This window comes from Pseudomonas sp. LBUM1661 (genome assembly GCF_059695925.1).
Genome location: NZ_CP166794.1, coordinates 4850369 through 4867500 on the forward strand (window position 1 = coordinate 4850369; position 17132 = coordinate 4867500).

12 protein-coding genes, 2 rRNA genes and 2 pseudogenes (1 of these 16 cut by a window edge) are annotated in these 17132 nt (G+C 60.6%); 4 read left to right on the forward strand and 12 right to left on the reverse strand.

All coding sequences use genetic code 11. The annotated features are described in order from the left end of the window. Positions 1-26: 26 nt before the first annotated feature. The 4 genes from peaD to peaA all read right to left on the reverse strand — a co-directional run bounded on the left by peaD (position 27) and on the right by peaA (position 4587). Positions 27-1145, reverse strand: coding sequence for a quinohemoprotein amine dehydrogenase subunit beta (peaD, locus tag ACA057_RS22165; protein WP_497342347.1), 1119 nt, complete (start codon positions 1143-1145; stop codon positions 27-29). A gap of 23 nt (positions 1146-1168) precedes the next feature. Further along, positions 1169-1492 carry a quinohemoprotein amine dehydrogenase subunit gamma gene (gene qhpC / locus ACA057_RS22170; RefSeq protein ID WP_008027961.1) on the reverse strand — a complete coding sequence of 108 codons (324 nt, stop codon included), beginning with the start codon at positions 1490-1492 and terminating at the stop codon, positions 1169-1171. A gap of 1 nt (position 1493) precedes the next feature. Continuing rightward, positions 1494-2924, reverse strand: a complete 1431-nt coding sequence (gene peaB, locus ACA057_RS22175) for a quinohemoprotein amine dehydrogenase maturation protein (RefSeq protein WP_497342349.1) — start codon at positions 2922-2924, stop codon at positions 1494-1496. An 82-nt stretch (positions 2925-3006) separates the two neighbouring features. Then, positions 3007-4587 carry a quinohemoprotein amine dehydrogenase subunit alpha gene (gene peaA / locus ACA057_RS22180; protein WP_497342351.1) on the reverse strand — a complete coding sequence of 527 codons (1581 nt, stop codon included), beginning with the start codon at positions 4585-4587 and terminating at the stop codon, positions 3007-3009. 344 nt (positions 4588-4931) lie between these two features. On the opposite strand from peaA, the pseudogene ACA057_RS22185 reads away from it, so the two are divergent. After that, positions 4932-5191: pseudogene (locus ACA057_RS22185) on the forward strand (hypothetical protein). 48 nt (positions 5192-5239) lie between these two features. Here ACA057_RS22185 and ACA057_RS22190 read toward each other — a convergent pair. Further along, on the reverse strand, positions 5240-5494 hold the full coding sequence (locus ACA057_RS22190) for a DUF1652 domain-containing protein (RefSeq protein ID WP_401358776.1): 255 nt from the start codon (positions 5492-5494) through the stop codon (positions 5240-5242). 276 nt (positions 5495-5770) lie between these two features. On the opposite strand from ACA057_RS22190, the gene ACA057_RS22195 reads away from it, so the two are divergent. After that, positions 5771-7270, forward strand: coding sequence for an aldehyde dehydrogenase family protein (locus ACA057_RS22195; RefSeq protein WP_497342354.1), 1500 nt, complete (start codon positions 5771-5773; stop codon positions 7268-7270). Positions 7271-7408: 138 nt separating this feature from the next. On the opposite strand, the gene qhpG is transcribed toward ACA057_RS22195, so the two are convergent. Genes qhpG through ACA057_RS22215 form a run of 4 tightly spaced genes read right to left on the reverse strand, consistent with a single transcriptional unit; the run spans position 7409 to position 12984 of the window. Beyond that, positions 7409-8698, reverse strand: a complete 1290-nt coding sequence (gene qhpG / locus ACA057_RS22200; RefSeq protein ID WP_497342356.1) for a flavin-dependent monooxygenase QhpG — start codon at positions 8696-8698, stop codon at positions 7409-7411. Then, on the reverse strand, positions 8695-9372 hold the full coding sequence (qhpE, locus tag ACA057_RS22205) for a subtilisin-like serine protease QhpE (protein WP_497342358.1): 678 nt from the start codon (positions 9370-9372) through the stop codon (positions 8695-8697). The genes qhpG and qhpE overlap by 4 nt, the downstream gene beginning before the upstream one ends. Next, positions 9362-11080 carry an ABC transporter ATP-binding protein gene (locus ACA057_RS22210; protein WP_497342360.1) on the reverse strand — a complete coding sequence of 573 codons (1719 nt, stop codon included), beginning with the start codon at positions 11078-11080 and terminating at the stop codon, positions 9362-9364. The genes qhpE and ACA057_RS22210 overlap by 11 nt, the downstream gene beginning before the upstream one ends. After that, positions 11080-12984 carry a sigma-54-dependent Fis family transcriptional regulator gene (locus ACA057_RS22215; RefSeq protein WP_497342362.1) on the reverse strand — a complete coding sequence of 635 codons (1905 nt, stop codon included), beginning with the start codon at positions 12982-12984 and terminating at the stop codon, positions 11080-11082. Before ACA057_RS22215 ends, ACA057_RS22210 begins: the two co-directional genes overlap by 1 nt. Positions 12985-13204: 220 nt before the next feature. Here ACA057_RS22215 and ACA057_RS22220 point away from each other — a divergent pair. Further along, positions 13205-13321 (forward strand): annotated as a pseudogene (locus ACA057_RS22220) (LysR family transcriptional regulator); the annotation flags it as partial. 11 nt (positions 13322-13332) lie between these two features. Here ACA057_RS22220 and mrdA read toward each other — a convergent pair. After that, on the reverse strand, positions 13333-15225 hold the full coding sequence (mrdA, locus tag ACA057_RS22225; protein WP_497342364.1) for a penicillin-binding protein 2: 1893 nt from the start codon (positions 15223-15225) through the stop codon (positions 13333-13335). Positions 15226-15492: 267 nt separating this feature from the next. Here mrdA and ACA057_RS22230 point away from each other — a divergent pair, with 267 nt between their 5' ends. Then, positions 15493-16416, forward strand: a complete 924-nt coding sequence (locus ACA057_RS22230) for a TIGR03571 family LLM class oxidoreductase (RefSeq protein ID WP_497342366.1) — start codon at positions 15493-15495, stop codon at positions 16414-16416. Positions 16417-16530: 114 nt separating this feature from the next. Here ACA057_RS22230 and rrf read toward each other — a convergent pair. Continuing rightward, positions 16531-16646: ribosomal RNA gene (rrf, locus tag ACA057_RS22235) — 5S ribosomal RNA — on the reverse strand. Positions 16647-16818: 172 nt separating this feature from the next. Further along, a 23S ribosomal RNA gene (locus ACA057_RS22240) occupies positions 16819-17132 on the reverse strand; it runs 2578 nt beyond the window's last position.

Sequence of the window (17132 nt, forward strand, 5' to 3'; positions counted from 1 at the left end):
CGAAGGCGTCCTTTCAGACGCCGAGGTTACCGGACAAATATTTGAGCAGTGGTAATCGCCATATCCCCACCCGGCAATTTGATGTTGCCGATCTGCTTCATGCTCTCCGGATCAAAGATCGCCACGTCATTGAACGTCCCGGCCAGGTAGATCTTGCTGCCGTCCTTGTTGAAGGAAATGCAGTAGTAGGAATGATCCAGCGTCGCGGCCTGGAGCATTTTCTTCTGCTTGATGTCGTACTTGGCCAGGCGGTTGAGCACGCCGAACATCAGGTTCGGGTCCTTGGGCGAGCGCATGCCGCTGAAGTAAATTTCCGTCAACGGGCCGAAGTCGGTGGTTTCGGTCTTGCCGGTTTTCAGGTCGATGCTGAACAGCCCGTAGAGGTACTCGGCGGTCAACGGGTCCTGCTTCTTGTCCTTGAATTTCGCGGTGGTGTAGAGCAGCGAGAAGTCATGGCGATAGGTCTGCTGGTTCCACACGTAGAGCACGTCCGGCGCGCTGTAGTTCGGGCGTTTCCAGTGGCGGCTGGGGATCAGCACGTCAAACTTGCCGGTTTTCACATCGACCTTGTAGACATCCGCCCCCGCCACATAAAGCGTGCCGTCGTCGCCACTCTGCATGATGGTCAGCTGCCGCGGCGCCGGGAAACTGCGCACGGGTTTGGCGTCCATGCCGGCGTCGGTGGCGTAGACATCCAGTCGAGGTTGCTGCACTTCATACCGGTCGTTGAGCATCAACGTCGGGTTGGCGATGGCAAACAGTTCCTTGCCGTCATGACTGAGGGTGAAAGCGAACATCGACTTCGCTTTCTCCCCCGGTTTCTGGGTGATGCTGGCGTGGAATACCTGTTTGCAGCTGTCCAGCTCAACGCCATAGACATCCGCGTAGTGGTTGTTCAATACGTAGGCGGTTTTACGATCCGGCGATAACTGCACGGTGCCGGGACCAAAGGCGTCCGGCATCTTGCAAGTCTTGAACAAGGTGTCGCTGGCCAGGTCGAGCACGTGCAGGTTGTTCGGGTAATTGGTGGTCACCATGTACTCGTGACCGTCTTGCAACGCAGTGTTTTCATCGGCCAGAACGTTGAGTGAACAGGCGCTCAGGACGGCAAACGCGGCCAGGCCGCAGGCTTTAACAGTAAGCATGCTGAAATCCTTCTGAAATCCGATCACTTGTCTTTTGGAAAGACAGTCCCGAGGTTGCGCCAGTTGTCGTTGGACGCCTGGGCATCCTTGTTCCAGTCCGGGTAGGTGCTCATCATGTCGGGCACCTGGGCCGGCCACCAGCAAGGGTCGGAACAGCCGTAAAGGTCCGCTTCCATCGGCTGGCACAGCGACGACACCCCGCCAAACGCATCGATCTCCCAACCCGGGTCGGTGGTCGAGGCGCAACCCGCGACGGAGCTCATCGCCACCACTTCTTCGATACGGTTTTCGGCCGCGGCCTCATCGAGTTTCAACGCTTTATTATTGATTGCCTTGAGATGTTTCATATCAGTGAGCCTTGCGCGGAGTGATGTAGCTGCTGATAAACGCAGGGTTGTGGGCCATGATCCGGGTGTAGACCTCGATGCCGAAGTCGACCCAGTCACGCATCAGTTCGCAGTAGTGATAGGTCGGGTGGGTCGGGTCGCCGTAACGGGCGTAGCTCTCGTGGTAGCAGCCGCCGGAGCAGAGGTTGCGGATCTGGCAGTCCTCGCAGCCGGTGTTGGTGCGGTCCAGGCGCAGGGACAGGAAGTCGTTCAACTCGACCTGTTTGACGCCGCTGTGCACGTTGCCAAAAGTCGGCAGCGAAGAACCGGTAAAGCGGTGGCACAGGTTCAATTCACCTTTGTGGTCCACCGCCAGCATCTTCAGGCCCGCGCCGCAGGGCAGGGCTTTTTTGTGGCCTTCGTGGATGTCGGTGATCAACTGGTGCAGGTTGGAGAAACCGATGTTGCGGTGCTCCAGCGCCGCTTCCAGGTAACGCCGACCGAGTCTCTTCATGCTGGCGAAGACTTCGATCAGTTCGTCGCTGGACAGGTTGAAGGTGCTGATGTCGCCGGAGGTCACTGGGGCAAAGCCGACTTCGGCAAAACCCAGTTCGTTGAACAGGTGATCCCAGATAGTTTCGACGTCAGTGACGCCGGTGGTCAGGGTCACCCGCGCGCCCACCGGACGGCTGTTGTAGCGCGACAGCAGCATCTCGGCCTTGCGCCGCACCACGTCATACGTGCCCTGCCCGCCCACGGTGATACGATTGCGGTCGTGCACGGTTTTCGGCCCGTCGATACTGACCGAGAGCCCGAAGCGGTGGGCATTCAAGTAGTCAACGGTCTCTTCGGTGAGCAGCGTGGCGTTGGTGGTCATGACGAACTCGACGAACTTGCCCGCCTCGCGGAAACGCTTCTCGCAATAGTCGACCATGTACTCGATGAGCTTGCGATTGCTCAGCGGCTCGCCACCAAAAAACACCACGGTGAAACGCTCTTCATCCGGCGATTCGCGCAGCAGCATTTCCACCGAGGCAACCGCCGTCTCGACGTCCATTTTCTTGCCGGCCGACGGTTTGTCGAGGTCTTCCTTGTAGCAGTAGGTGCAACTCAGATTGCAGCCGGTGTTGACGTTCAGCACCACGGTATTGATCGCGGTGCGCTCGACCCGTTTGGTGCCGATATCCGGGGTCAGTGGCGAGCCGTCGCTGACCAGTTCCAGGGACATCAACTCGCGCAGGGTCTCGGTGATTTCTTCACCGTTGAAACGCGCGGACAAACGCTGGATCAAGTCGTCCGAGGAGCAACCAGGACCGCGCAAGGTATCAATGATGGTGCCCGTCAGTTCATCGCTGGCGAACAGCGAACTGCTGGGAATGTGAAAAAGCATGCGGTCGGCATCGACGTGCACTTCGTGCAGGTTCCGTTCGACCAGATTCAAAATAGCGCCCATTGCAACCTCCTGTGCAAACCCCGCTTGGCGGGGCCTGCGGTCATTCCAAAAAGATGTCTGAAACCGTGAGAAATCAGTCAACTCATGGAATGGGTGGATTGTTCCAGCGTTGCACCGTGACGATCATGTGGCCCTCGCCCGTCAGGGATTTCCCTGCGTCGTCGACGGCGGCGATCACCTTGAGGTTGCCGGCATTGTTGGTGGACATTTTGCGCTGTGGGTTCGGCCCGGCATCGCCCGGTGTGAACACGCCGCTGTCCGCCTGCATGGTGCCGGCGAACTTGACGTCCTCGTCTTCCCTGGCGCGGTCGTCGAAGGCTTCGACCGACCATTGCGCCGGGAACACGCCGATGCGATACGGCTTGCCATCGGTGCCCTTGCCCCAGGCTTCGGCATCGAAACGGCCCTGGACTTTCGGCGTCGAACCACCGCCCTCGCCGATTCGCGCCACCGAGAATTCCGGCACGACTTTGACTTCGGCGATTTTGCTGTACACCGACAAGGTCGGGCCTTTCAGCGTCCCGACGGTGACAGTGCGCAGGCCCGGTTGGGCATTCGCTGCGGCCTTGAGCTTGACCTTGATCCGCTCAGGGCTTTGTTCAACGATGGCGACCACTTCCACGCCTTTACCGAAGTTCGGTTTACCGGTGAGACCACTGCCAACAAGGGTCACTTCAGTTTCGGCACCCGCCTTCAGGTAACCCGGCTGCACCGCCAGCAAACGGCTGCTGCCTTGTTTCGCGGCGACAAAATCGAGACCGCGTTCGTCGTGTTCAGCCTCGAACATCCGGCCTTGCATCGCGTTGCCTTGAGCGGCGAAGACCTGGCGCATGGTCACGCCGTCGATGGTCACGTTGCCGCGCCATTCGTAGCCGGTGTAGAGAATCGCACTGCCGTCGCCGTTGAACGGGCTGCCATCGGCGTATTGGCCTTTGACGCTGACCTTGAACGTGTCGCTGCCATCGGCCGTGACGCTCATCACGCCGGCCAGTTCGCCTTTGCCGGGCAAGTGGCCGCTGAAGCTCCAGTCACCGACCAAAGCGTCCGCTTTCGGCGCGGTGCTCAGCCATTTTTTCCAGGCCGGGTTGTCCAGCGGATAACGCTTGGCCAGCAGCGGCACCATGTCTTTTCGGGCGAGGTCGAACCAGTCGCGGTCGCGGGACAGGGCCTGGTATTCCAGCGACGGCCATTGGCCGAGGTGGAAGTTCACCAGGCGTTCCCATTCCTGGGCCGGACGGCGTTGCAGGGCGACTCGCGCACCGGAGTGGCAGCGGCCGCACATCTGGCTGGTCTGGTCGTCGAATTTCTCGACGGTGTTGAGTCGCCGCTCCAACGCGTAACGCACGCCGTCGGTTTCGCTGGGCGCCAGGCCTTGGGTGTCGGCCAGGTATTTGACCAAGGCACGACGGTCGTCATCGCTGATCTGCAAACCGTGCATGATCTGCATGCGGGCGATGCTCATCAACCAGCCTTCCGGGGTTTTGCGCTGGTGACTGATACGGCTCAGGGCGTTATCGGCTTCAGGGGTGTGACAGCCCTGACAGGTTTCCTTGAGGATGGTCTGGGCGTCGCGGGCTGCCAGGCTGTAAGGCGAATGCAGCGCCACACATGCGGCCACGGCCAGCAGACTGGCGCTCAGGCCTGATCGGAGTTTTCTCTTCATCAACGTCGAACCTCGCACGGTGCTTTCTTATTGTTGTGGCTTATCGTTTTTATGGTTTCTGCCGTCGGCGGCGCACCGCTGACGGAGGCAAGAGAAACGTCTGCCATGAGCAATACACGGAGCGTGCCAGCTTGCCGATAAGCTTTTGAATCAATGAGTTGCGTGAAGACGACTGCGTAAACCGCAGTCTGGACCCGATCGCCTGCGTCTAATATCGCGACAGGTGTTGCAGTCTGAGACAAGCATAGATGCCCCGGCCGGAACAGCTCATCGCCCGACGATTGACGACGGTTCCTTGCACGTGCGAAATGGTTGTTCACCGATTGCCAGTCGAGGATAAAAAAATGGCAAGCATCACTGTCCTGGCGGGGGACTTTCTGCAGGGTGACGGAGAGTACAGAGACGGCGTTTTCACCCTCAGAACGCCGCTTCACCCGTGGCCGGGGCCATGCTGCTGGGCCCTATCGGGGCGATCGCCGGTTTCATGTTGGCGGGCAAGGAAACCGAAGTGACCTTTCTGGCAACACTGGACGATGACCGAAAGTTGTTAGCCGCCGTAGATGGCGCCACGTTCGAAGAAATTTCGCGAAAAATTGCGTCTTGAATAATTGGCGCGAGCCGCACCACCTCCGTGGTGCGGCATGACGCCGGTTCAGATGTAAAAGGTCGGCTGAACGCCTTTATGAGCTTCGATTTCCTGCCGCATATCGGCCACCAGCGAGGCAATTGCGTGGGGGCTGTCCAGCGTCCACAGGGGAACATGGGTCGCCACCAGATCGACTTTGCCGGTCATGCAGTCGCAGACCCGAATCGTCAGGGATTGGTCTGCTTCGACGCTGCACGTGCACACGGCGGGCAACATTTTATGCTCAATGATGCTTTGTATTTCCAGGGTTGAAAGGAACATCGCTACCTCCCTCGAGCCAGAGGTGTGACGGGGTAAATGCTCCGTCATTTCACCCACCGAGCCTGAAAATTCTAGTCCTCAATAGTGGAGGCCTCAAGGTCGCAACCCGGTTGCTCGTCGTCTCAACGGGTGTCGCATTATGCGAAAAAACCCCGACCACCGTCATCCGTTGGCAGGCTGCAAAACCCAACCAGGCAAGGGCTCTCCCGGCCCTTCCCGGCACTTGGCACAGCCATTGCGAAACCCCTGCTCTCACGAACAACAAGAGGTTTCGCCATGCCCCTCCCTTATTTGCTTCCCGCCACCTCGGCGTTTATCCAGCGCGCGCCGCGCATGCTGATCGGTGCCGAATGGGTCGAGGCTGCCGACGGCCAGACCATGCCGCTGCACAACCCGGCCACCGGCGAAGTGCTGTGCGTGGTGCCACGGGCCACGCCCGACGATGTCGACCGCGCGGTACTCGCCGCCCGCCAGGCCTTCGATGATTCCGCCTGGACCCGCACCCGCCCCCGGGAGCGACAGAACCTGCTGTGGAAACTCGCCGACCTGATGGAGCGCGATGCCGAACTGCTGGCGCAACTGGAATGCCTGAACAACGGCAAAAGTGCCGCCGTCGCCCAGGTGATGGATGTGCAGCTGTCCATCGATTTCCTGCGCTATATGGCCGGCTGGGCCACCAAGATCGAAGGCTCCAGCGTTGAAGTGTCGATGCCGTTGATGCCCAACGATCAGTTCCACAGCTTTATTCGTCGCGAAGCGGTGGGCGTGGTGGGCGTGGTGGGCGCCATCGTCGCCTGGAACTTTCCGCTGCTGCTGGCCTGCTGGAAACTCGGCCCGGCCCTGGCCACCGGCTGCACCGTGGTGCTCAAGCCCGCCGACGAAACCCCGCTGACCGCATTGAAACTCGCCGAACTGGTGCTGGAAGCGGGTTATCCGGAAGGCGTGTTCAACGTGGTCACCGGCACCGGCATCACCGCAGGTTCGGCCCTGACCCACAACCCGCTGGTGGACAAGCTGACCTTCACCGGCTCCACCGCCGTGGGCAAGCAGATCGGCAAGATCGCCATGGATTCCATGACCCGCGTCACCCTGGAACTGGGCGGCAAATCACCGACCATCGTCATGGCCGATGCCGACCTGAAGTCCGCCGCAGCCGGTGCCGCCAGCGCGATTTTCTTTAATCAGGGGCAAGTCTGCTGTGCGGGTTCGCGGTTGTATGTGCAGCGCAAGCATTTCGACAATGTGGTGGCGGACATCGCCGACATCGCCAACGCGATGAAGCTCGGCAACGGGCTGGACCCGAGTGTCGAGATGGGGCCGCTGATCTCGGCGCGCCAGCAGGAGCGGGTTTACGGGTACATCGAAAAGGGCCGGGAAAGTGGCGCGACCATCGCCTGCGGCGGCGAGCAGTTCGGGCCGGGGTTCTTTGTCAAACCGACGGTGATTGTGGATGTCGATCAGAAGCATTCACTGGTGCAGGAAGAAATCTTCGGCCCGGTGCTGGTGGCGATTCCGTTCGATGACGAGGCCGAGGCGTTGCGCTTGGCCAACGACAGTCCTTATGGGCTGGGGGCCAGCGTCTGGTCCAATGACCTGGCGGCGGTGCACCGGATGATTCCGCGCATCAAATCGGGTTCGGTGTGGGTCAACTGCCACAGCGCCCTGGACCCGGCACTGCCGTTTGGCGGGTACAAGATGTCGGGGGTTGGCCGGGAGATGGGGTATGCGGCGATCGAGCATTACACCGAGTTGAAGTCGGTGTTGATCAAGTTGTAAGAGCGGCGCTCTCTCGGGCGCCATCGCGGGCAAGCCCGCTCCCACAGGTTTTGTGTTGAAGCCATACTCTCTGGCATCACACAGATCACTGTGGGAGCGGGCTTGCCCGCGATGAGGCCAGACCGGCTACCGCAAATCTCAGGGTTTAAATCCCTGGTTTAACAACCACCCCCGAACCACCCGCCTCTGCTCCACCGTCAACCCGGCCAACGCCTGTTCGGCCGACTCGGTCTGTAAGCGCCGCACCAGTGGCGCCAGCTCAACGCCCTGAACATGCCAAATCCCCAGTGGCTGATCCGCCGTAATCACCACCTCAACCTCATCAACAAACCCATCCTTCAGCACCGGCGCCCGCTCAATCCTCAGCGACGCAAAATCCGCCTCGGCATGCGCCACCTCAGCATCCGGCCACCGCCGCCGCGCCTGCCAGAACGGCTGATCCAGCCACCGCTGTTCATCCGCATAAAAATCCCGCCCGATCCGCGCAAAGCGCAAAAACAACTGCTCCACCCGCTGCTGATGAAAGCGCTGAGCCAGCGCCGCTCGCTCGGGTTTGCGCAACAGCGTGTTGATCACCGTCGGCGCCTGTAACGCCGAGGACAACGATTGAAAGATCCCATTGCCTGACAGCGGGTCCACCGCCATCGCGGCGTCGCCGACCCGAATCCAGTGATCGCCACACACCTGCGGGCACAAAATAGCGGTGCTGCTGCGCGCATGCAGTTGCAGATTCGTTTCCGGCCCGTCAGCGAAAAACGCCCGGGCCAACGCCGAGCCCTGGCGTCGCTGACGACAGTAATCGAGCAACATCGCCTTGCCCGGCAACTCAGCGCTGGCCACGTCCACCGTCCATTGCCAGTAACACTGACCGTCGGCCCGCCGCGCCATCCACGCCCATCCGTCCTCAAGGCTTTCCACCGCACTGGCGGTGCTGCCCGGCGTGCCTTGCCAGCGATTGAGCAGGCTGACGGTCTCTGGCCCGCGCAAGCCTTTGCCGAGGGTTGGCGCCTGACGGCCACGGGCTTCCACCAGAAAATCTGCGGACAGTGTTTCGCGTCCTTCGATCTCGACTCGGTGCCCCGAAGCCGAGGACTGTACCGTCACTACCCGACCTTCGATCAGCTCGACGCCGGCAACACGCAGGTCCTCGCGCAAGCCTCGATCGAAGCTCGGGCGATCCAATAGGAATTCGATATTTTGTGCATGCTGCTGGCCGTTCCAAGACACCTGCCGCTGGGAAGGCAATGCCGCATCCGCCAGCGCTTGATGCAGGCCGGCACCACGCAATGCCTCCAGCACCCGCACGTTAACGCCCTCCAGCGCGGCAAACCGGCGCCACTCGCTGACGAGCGTCACGGGGTAACCGAGCCGACGCAAACCCAAGGCCACCGCTGCGCCGGCGGGCCCTGCGCCAAGAATCAGAATCATGGTGAGAAACGCCGTTCAGGACCACGATATCGAGCGTTCTCCCGCAGCCATTCAATCACCTGTTCATTGCTGGCTTCGGGGTGTTCAGCGAGAAAACCGGCAATGTGCCCGCTCAACGCCGCGCAACCGAGACTGGCACCGGACTGCCCCGGATACGTCCCATGCACGCACGCCGCGAAATCCGCCTGGGCGCTGTTGAGCCACGACCATTCCTGTTCGGCGCAACGGGCATCGCCGGTCACCCGCAGCACCTGCGGATAATTCGCCGGAAACACGCCCTCGCCCTGGGCCGGGCTGGATGCACAGAGTAAAACGCCCCGCGCCACGGCGGCCGCACAGGCTTCACGCAGCAGGCTGCGGTCCTGACGCAAGCCGAGGCTCAAATTGATCAGCCGCACGTCCTGCGCCACCAGCCAGTCAATCGCCGTAGCAATCTGCAACGCGCTGGTGACCCCACGCTGGTCGAACACCTGAGCCACGCAAAACACCGCCGAAGGTGCGCGCCGGCCGATGGCTTCGATCACCGCACTGCCATGGCCCAGCGGATCATCGCGCAGGTCACTTTCGGCCAGCCCGTCCGCCAGCAACGAGAAGCGTCGCCCGGCTGTCACCTGCACCCGTTGCGCCGCCGAGTGACCGCTGTCCACCACGCCGATCCGTAACTCAGGCTTCATGCAGCACCGTTTTTGAAATAAGCACGCCGTCGAACAATTCAAAGCGCAGATCGGCGTCGGCCAGGGTGGAAGGACGGTGGCTGATCAGAATCCGCGTGCGCCCGGCAAACAGGCGGTCGATGGCCTCGATCACTTCGCGCTCGGTGGCTTCATCGACCGCCGAAGTGGCTTCGTCCAGCACCAGAATCAACGGGTCCTGCAACAGCGCCCGGGCAATGGCGATGCGCTGTTTCTGCCCACCGGACAACTGCTGACCGCGTTCGCCCAAGGGACTGTCGAGGCCTTCGGGCAAAGAGGCGATCAGGCTGTCGAGTTGCGCCAAACGCGCCACTTCGGTGATCGCCTCGCGGCTGGCGTCCGGCACGGCGTAGGCCAGGTTATCGGCAAGGCTGCCGCGAAACAAAACGATGTCCTGACTGACCACGGCGATCCGCCGACGCAGCTGGAACAGGTCCAGTTCGCGCAAATCGACCTCCCCCAGCAACACTCGGCCAGACTGTGGGTCGTGGTGCCGTTGCAGCAGATCAATCAGGGTCGATTTACCCACCCCGGAACCGCCGCTCAGGGCAACTTTCAAGCCGTAGGGAATCCGCGCTTCGATGCCGCGCAAGGTGGTCGGACGACCCGGATGGCTGAAGTGCACGTCGTCGAAACGCAGCTCGCCGGAGGTCGGCATCGGCTGCGGCGAAACCGGTGTGAGCACGGTCGGCTCCTCGCCGCGCAATTCCATCACGCGCCCAAGGCTCACGGTCATCCGCTGAATCGCCACATACAGTCCAAGCAAACTCTGAACCGGCCCGACGGCCATGCCCAAATACGTGGAGAACGCGATCAGCGCGCCGAGTTGCCAGGTGCCTTGCACCACCCAATAACCACCAATCAAAAACGCAAAGGCGCGGGACAGAGAGGTCAGCGTGCCCGGCACTGCCTGGGTGAAAAATTCGGTGACTTGCAAGCGCAGCAACTGGCTCATGTAGCCATGGCCCAGGGTCTCCAGCCGGCGCGCTTCACGCTGTTGCTGGCCGGCGGACTGGATGAATTTCATCACCGGCAGCGTCTCGACCATGAACGATGACATGTCCGCCGAACGCTCGCGCAATTGCCGCACATCGCGCTCGACCTTGCGCCGCATCCAGCGCAGCCAGAGCACGTCGAGGGGAATCAGCACCAGCGCCAGCAACGACAACTTCCACGACAGGGTCAACAACATGGCCACGGCGACCACCAGGCCGATCACGCTCGACACCGCCGAGAACAGCGAATCCACGGCAAAACGCTGAATCTCGGCGACGTCGCCATCGAGGCGCGACATCAGGTCGCCGATGCGCCGCTGGCCGTAAAAGCTCGGCGACAGGGTTTGCAAATGCCGATAAAGGTCGTCGCGCAGGCTGAACAGAATTCTCCCGGACAACCGCGTGTGCAGGTAGCGATTGATGCCCGAGAGCAGCGTGCCGAGCAACCCGGCAACGATCATCAGCCCGGCGATCAGCACCAGCATCGGAAAGTTGCGCGCCAGCAGGCCGTCGTCGATCAGCAGTTTGGTCAGCCACGGTTGCACCAGCACCAGCGCTGAAGCACAGGCCGACAAACCGAGCAACCCGGCAATCGCCAGCCGATGGGGCCGCACAAAGCTGTAGAGCCAACGCAACGCCACGTGCAGGGCTTCGGGGTCCTGGCTGTGGATCAGCCGAACGATCAAGCGCTGCATCACGAGCGCAACTGTTTGAGCTTGCGATACAAGGTCGCGCGGCTGATGCCCAAGGCGTCGGCGGCGGCCGAGACGTTGCCCTGATGGCTGTCCAGGGATTGGCGAATCAGCTCAAGTTCATTTTCACGAATGCTCCCGGCCTGAGGCCGTTCGGTGGCGGTCAGTTCGTCGAGCATGCTGTCGGGCAAGTGGTCGAGTGTGAGCACGGTATCGCCCGGTTCGCGCATGGCCAGCGCAGTACGCAGGACCATCTCCAGTTGCCGGATGTTGCCCGGCCAGTGATAGCTGCCGAGCAAGCGGCTCAAATCGTCGTGCAGGACGGCGGTCGGTGCGTCGAGCTTGGTCAGCAGCCGGCCGACCAGAGCGTTGAAATCGTCGCGTTCGCGCAGGGCCGGGAGCATCACGCTGATGCCGTTGACCCGGTAGAACAGGTCCTCGCGAAAGTGTTTTTCTTCCACCAGACGCTTGAGGTCGCGGTGGGTGGCGCAGATCAGGGAGACGTCGATGTCCTGTTCCTCGCCAGCCCCCAGCGGTGCGACTTTGCGGTCCTGCAGCACCCGCAGCAGACGCGCCTGCAAGGCCAGCGGCATGTCGCCGATTTCATCGAGAAACAAGGTGCCGCCATGGGCCTGTTGCAGGCGGCCGATCATGCCGCCGCGCCGGGAGCCAGTGAAGGCGCCTTCGCGGTAGCCGAACAGTTCCGACTCGATCAGGCCTTCAGGAATCGCCGCGCAGTTCACCGCGACGAAGGGCTTGTCGCAACGCGTGCCGGCCATGTGCAGGGCGCGGGCGATGACTTCTTTGCCGGTGCCGGTTTCGCCCAGCAGCAACACCGGCAATTCATTGGCCAGGCCTTGCCGGGCCATGCGCAAGGCGCGGGCATAACGGACATTGCTGCCGGCCAGAGCATCCAGATCCGGTTGGGGTTTGGCGGTTTTGACGGTGCTGCGCGCAGGTGTACTGACGTTGATCGAGCGCTGTGGCGCGCGCAGGGTTTTGTAGAAGAATTCACCTTTGGCGGTTTGCAGGCTGCCGATGCCACCCTGATGCAGGCGCGATAACAATTGCAGGCCATCGACGCCGAGGAATTCTTCGCAGCGTCGACCAACCAACGCCGAGCGTTCGGCATGCAGCAACTGGCAGGCCTGGGCGCTGACCGCCAGAATCTGTCCGCCGAGGCTGACAGCCAGCAAACCTTGCCACGGCGATTCGAGGTATTGCCGACGGCTGTGGAAGGCCAGGACGATCTGGTCCGGGTAGCTGGCGTTGAACACCCGGCTTTCGATCTGGCTGACGGCCATGGCCAGTAATGCAGTGCTGTCGTGGACGCGGCCGAGCGGGCCTTCGCGGGTCAGGTCGAGCACGCCGAGGATGTCGCCCTGCGGGCAGTGGATCGGCACCGAAGTGCAGGAGAAATCGGTCAGGCGATCGAGGTAATGTTCGCCGCAATCGATCATCGTTGGCCGGGCTTCGACCAGCGCGGTGCCCAGCGCATTGGTGCCGCGAGCGGCTTCGCTCCAGCACGCACCGAGGGTGATGTCTTGCAGGCCGCTGCCCTTGAGGCGATCGGCACGACCTTCGACGGCGAGAATGGTCGCGTCGGAGTTGGCGAGAATGATCAGGCCTTCCTTGCCCTGGCGTTCGGCCAGGTAATCGATCGCCGGCATGGCCGCGTCGATCAGCAGCCGATTGCTCGACAGCAGCACGTCGAGCGTCGCGCTCGATTCCAGCGCCAACTCATGCTTGCCGTTGAAATGCACGCCATGGCTGAGGCTGCGCCGCCACGACGCATCGATTTCCGCGCGCAACACGCCATCGGGGACTTCGCCCTCGAGATGGAGTTTTTCCCGGGCCAGCCGGGCTTCGCGGTGCAGTTTGGGTGAAGTTGTTTTTATTAGCGTCATCAAGCGCTCCAGATCGGTCCGCTTTGCGCCTTTCAAGTTCAGCGCCCTGTCGCAATCTTTACGTTAACGTCAGGGGGATGGCAAGTGCCTTACAGCGCTTGTGTTTCATCTGGGGGACCGAGTCATCGTTCATCGCGGGCAAGCCTGCTCCCACTGGCGCACGTCTTCGGGCAGCACATCTTCGGCTTCGTTACGGTCGCGCCAATGAAGGCGGCGGTCGGTGGTAGATTTCGATATCCAGCTGTTGTGGAATCGCGAGCAGAAGATGAGTCAGGCCGAAACGGTGTTCCTCGAAAGCTTCCAGCACATGCTCAGTATTCGTGAGCCTGCGCTGTGAAGCCTGATCATTCAGACGTGAGGATCGCCGGGCGCTTTCGCTGGCGTCGCGTATTGCGGCTTGAGATGGCCGTCCTGATCGAGTAGCCAGGCATCCATGATCTGCCGCACCACAGGACCGGCAACACGACCACCGGCCTCGCCGTTTTCGATCATCACCGAAATGACAATCTTCGGGTGCTCCGCCGGGGCGAAACCGACGAACAAGGCGTTGTCCCGATTACGCTCCAGGGTTTTCGCCCGGTTGTAACGCTCGCCCTGCTTGATCGCCACCACTTGCGCGGTACCACTCTTGCCGGCGATGCGGTATTGAGCCCCCTGCGCCGCCGCTCGGGCAATCCCGCGAGCATCGTGCATGACCATCTGCATGCCGTGGTTGACCTGTTCCCAGTCATGCGGATTCTTCAGCAGGATGTTCGGCATCGGATGCTCATCCACCGGCGCGACACCGTCGACGGTCTTGGCCAGGTGCGGGCGGTTCCATACACCTTTGTTGGCAATCAACGCCGTGGCCTGGGCCAGCTGCAGCGGCGTGACCTGCATGTAGCCCTGACCGATGCCGAGGATCACCGTCTCACCAGGGAACCAGGCCTGACGGCGGGTAGCGCGTTTCCAGGCCTGGGAAGGCATCAAGCCGGCCGACTCTTCGAACATGTCCAGCGAGACTTTCTCGCCGAGGCCGAACATCGCCATGTAGTCGTGCAAGCGATCGATCCCCAGCTTGTGGGCGAGGTCGTAGAAGTAGGTGTCATTGGAGCGCATGATCGCCGCGTCCATATCCACCCAACCGTCGCCGCTGTGGTTCCAGTTGCGGTATTTGTGGTCGTAGTCCGGGAGCTGGTAATAACCCGGGTCGAAGACGCGGGTCTGCGGCGTAACCACGCCCGCATCGAGGCCGGCAATCGCCACTTCCGGCTTGATGGTCGAACCCGGCGCGTAGAGACCGCGCAGGACGCGGTTGAACAGCGGCCGATCAATCGAGTCGTGCAGCGCCGCGTATTCCTTGAAGCTGATACCGGTGACGAACAGGTTCGGGTCGAAGCTCGGTTTGCTGACCATGGCCAGCACTTCGCCGGTCGACGGATCGAGCGCAACCACCGAGCCACGGCGATCACCCAAGGCTTCCTCGGCGGCTTCCTGAAGCTTGACGTCGAGGCTCAGGACGATGTTTTTGCCGGGGATCGGATCAGTGTGCTTGAGCACTCGCAGCACGCGGCCCTGGGCGTTGGTTTCGACTTCTTCGTAACCGACCTGACCGTGCAGCTCGGACTCGTAGAATTTTTCGATACCGGTCTTGCCGATGGATTGAGTGCCTCGGTATTCCACGGTATCCAGGGCTTTGGATTCTTTCTCGTTGATACGACCGACGTAGCCGATCGAATGCGCAAAATGTGCGCCCAACGGATAGTGTCGAACGAACTGTGGCTCGACATCGATTCCCGGCAGACGGAACTCGTTTACCGCGAGCACGGCGATCTGCTCTTCGCTGAGCTCATAGAACAGGGTGACGGGTACGAACGGATGCCGCGCCTGCTTCATTGCCTTGTCGAACAGCGTGCGGTCTTCCGTCGGCAAATGCAGGAGGCTGACGACTTCATCCAGTTCTTCTTTGACATCTGAGGCACGTTCGCGGGTGATCGTAAGGTTGAAGCTCGGCCGGTTGTCCGCCAGAACCACGCCATTGCGGTCGTAGATCAAACCTCGTGTGGGCGTGATCGGCAGGACGTGGACCCGGTTATTTTCGGAGATCGTCGAGTGATAGTCGAATTCGACCACCTGCAGGACATACATGCGCACCACCAGCGCGCAGGTAATCGCGACGACGAAGAGCGCGCACGCCATCAGTCTTTTATTGACCAGGCGCGTTTCGACTTCATGGTCCTTGATGGGTATGGCTTCGGGCATTTCTGCAGCAGCTCGTTGACTGAAAAAGGGAGCACCGATCCGTGGGCTTGAAATCGGTCCGTTAAAAAAACGAGCTGCACGATACCAAAAACAGCGCGATCACTTTAGTGCGATTTCCTTGAACGGTTGTCCTTGAAGGCCAAAAGACGGTCGGCTTTTTTCTTACTCGTGTGTTTTACGCAAGATTGATATTCCCATTCATGCATTTTTCTTGCAGAAGGGCCTGTAGATACTGGGTGTATGTCATTCCCTTTTTTGGAGTATTTCATGCACCCTCGTTTTCAACGATTGCTTGGCTCGAATGGATTTTCCATAGGCCTGGAACTGCCACTGGATAACGATTGGTCCAGCGATGGCCAGCGACTGAGGATGGCCGAGGGTAGGCCGTTTGGTGTACCCGATCTGAAGCAGCACGCGGCGATGGCCCGCCTGGCTGACAAGGCAGGTTTCAGCTCACTCTGGGTGCGCGATGTGCCGGTCTACGACCCTCAGTTCGGTGATGCCGCACAGGTTTTCGAAACCTTTTCTTATCTTGGTTACCTGGCCGGGATCACCGACAACATCATGCTGGGTACGGCGGCAGTGGTACTGCCGCTACGTCAGCCTTGGTTAACGCTGAAGGCGGCCAACAGTGTCGACGAGTTGAGCGATGGCCGATTGCTCCTTGGCGTGGCCAGCGGCGACCGCCCGATGGAGTATCCGTTGTTTGGCGTCGACTACGATCAGCGCGGCGAGATCTTTCGCGACACGGTCGAGTTGCTGCGCAGCCAAGGCGAGGGGCGACTGCCTGAAGGCGCTCGGTTGCTTCCGGAGCGTGATCAACCGGTACCGTTATTGGTGGCGGGTCTTGGGCAGCAATCTCCGGCCTGGATCGGTGAACACATGGATGGTTGGCTCGCCTACCCCGGCACTCCGGACGAACATCGTCGTCGAGTGGGGTTGTGGCGCGAGGTAGGTGGCGATAAACCCTACATCAGCTTCGTTCATCTGGATCTGGCGGACAATCCTCATGCACCGATGCGACGCGTGCGGTTTGGCGGCAGTTGCGGGCGGTTGGCATTGATCGACGAGCTTCAGGCATTGCGGGAGGCGGGTGTACAGCATGTCGGTTTGCACGTGCGTCGTAGTGAGCGTCCGGTGGCTGAGGTGATTGAAGAGATTGCTGAACACGTTCTACCGAAGTTCCACTAACGATGTTGCTGTAACCAGGGATAGCCATTGGGCTGTCCCTTTTTTACAGGCCACTTTCCTGCGGACAAAACAAAACCCCTACCTGCATACGCAGATAGGGGTTTCGGAATTTAATCTTGACGATGACCTACTCTCACATGGGGAAACCCCACACTACCATCGGCGATGCATCGTTTCACTGCTGAGTTCGGGATGGGATCAGGTGGTTCCAATGCTCTATGGTCGTCAAGAAATTCGGGTACCGATTCGTGGCCGGTTGGCCGCGCTTCAGCAAATTGGGTAAGTGATAGCTTTCGGTGTTTTGCAAGATCTCGAACTTTCGGTTCGTTTCGTCTTCACACACCGCAATCTGGTGCCCCTTTTCATTGATAAAGAAGGGTCAGCAAATTGCTTGGGTGTTATATGGTCAAGCCTCACGGGCAATTAGTATTGGTTAGCTCAACGCCTCACAGCGCTTACACACCCAACCTATCAACGTCGTAGTCTTCGACGGCCCTTCAGGGGACTCAAGGTCCCAGTGAGATCTCATCTTGAGGCTAGTTTCCCGCTTAGATGCTTTCAGCGGTTATCTATTCCGAACATAGCTACCCGGCAATGCCACTGGCGTGACAACCGGAACACCAGAGGTTCGTCCACTCCGGTCCTCTCGTACTAGGAGCAGCCCCTCTCAAATCTCAAACGTCCACGGCAGATAGGGACCGAACTGTCTCACGACG

Excerpts from the sequence above, each read along its gene's own strand:
- ACA057_RS22190 (WP_401358776.1), bottom strand. The coding sequence starts at position 5,494 with ATGTTCCTTTCAACCCTGGAAATACAAAGCATCATTGAGCATAAAATG.
- ACA057_RS22210 (WP_497342360.1), bottom strand. The coding sequence starts at position 11,080 with ATGCAGCGCTTGATCGTTCGGCTGATCCACAGCCAGGACCCCGAAGCC.
- peaD (WP_497342347.1), bottom strand. The coding sequence starts at position 1,145 with ATGCTTACTGTTAAAGCCTGCGGCCTGGCCGCGTTTGCCGTCCTGAGC.
- qhpC (WP_008027961.1), bottom strand. The coding sequence starts at position 1,492 with ATGAAACATCTCAAGGCAATCAATAATAAAGCGTTGAAACTCGATGAG.
- qhpG (WP_497342356.1), bottom strand. The coding sequence starts at position 8,698 with ATGATTCTGATTCTTGGCGCAGGGCCCGCCGGCGCAGCGGTGGCCTTG.
- ACA057_RS22215 (WP_497342362.1), bottom strand. The coding sequence starts at position 12,984 with ATGACGCTAATAAAAACAACTTCACCCAAACTGCACCGCGAAGCCCGG.
- mrdA (WP_497342364.1), bottom strand. The coding sequence starts at position 15,225 with ATGCCCGAAGCCATACCCATCAAGGACCATGAAGTCGAAACGCGCCTG.
- ACA057_RS22230 (WP_497342366.1), top strand. The coding sequence starts at position 15,493 with ATGCACCCTCGTTTTCAACGATTGCTTGGCTCGAATGGATTTTCCATA.
- qhpE (WP_497342358.1), bottom strand. The coding sequence starts at position 9,372 with ATGAAGCCTGAGTTACGGATCGGCGTGGTGGACAGCGGTCACTCGGCG.
- peaB (WP_497342349.1), bottom strand. The coding sequence starts at position 2,924 with ATGGGCGCTATTTTGAATCTGGTCGAACGGAACCTGCACGAAGTGCAC.
- peaA (WP_497342351.1), bottom strand. The coding sequence starts at position 4,587 with ATGAAGAGAAAACTCCGATCAGGCCTGAGCGCCAGTCTGCTGGCCGTG.
- ACA057_RS22195 (WP_497342354.1), top strand. The coding sequence starts at position 5,771 with ATGCCCCTCCCTTATTTGCTTCCCGCCACCTCGGCGTTTATCCAGCGC.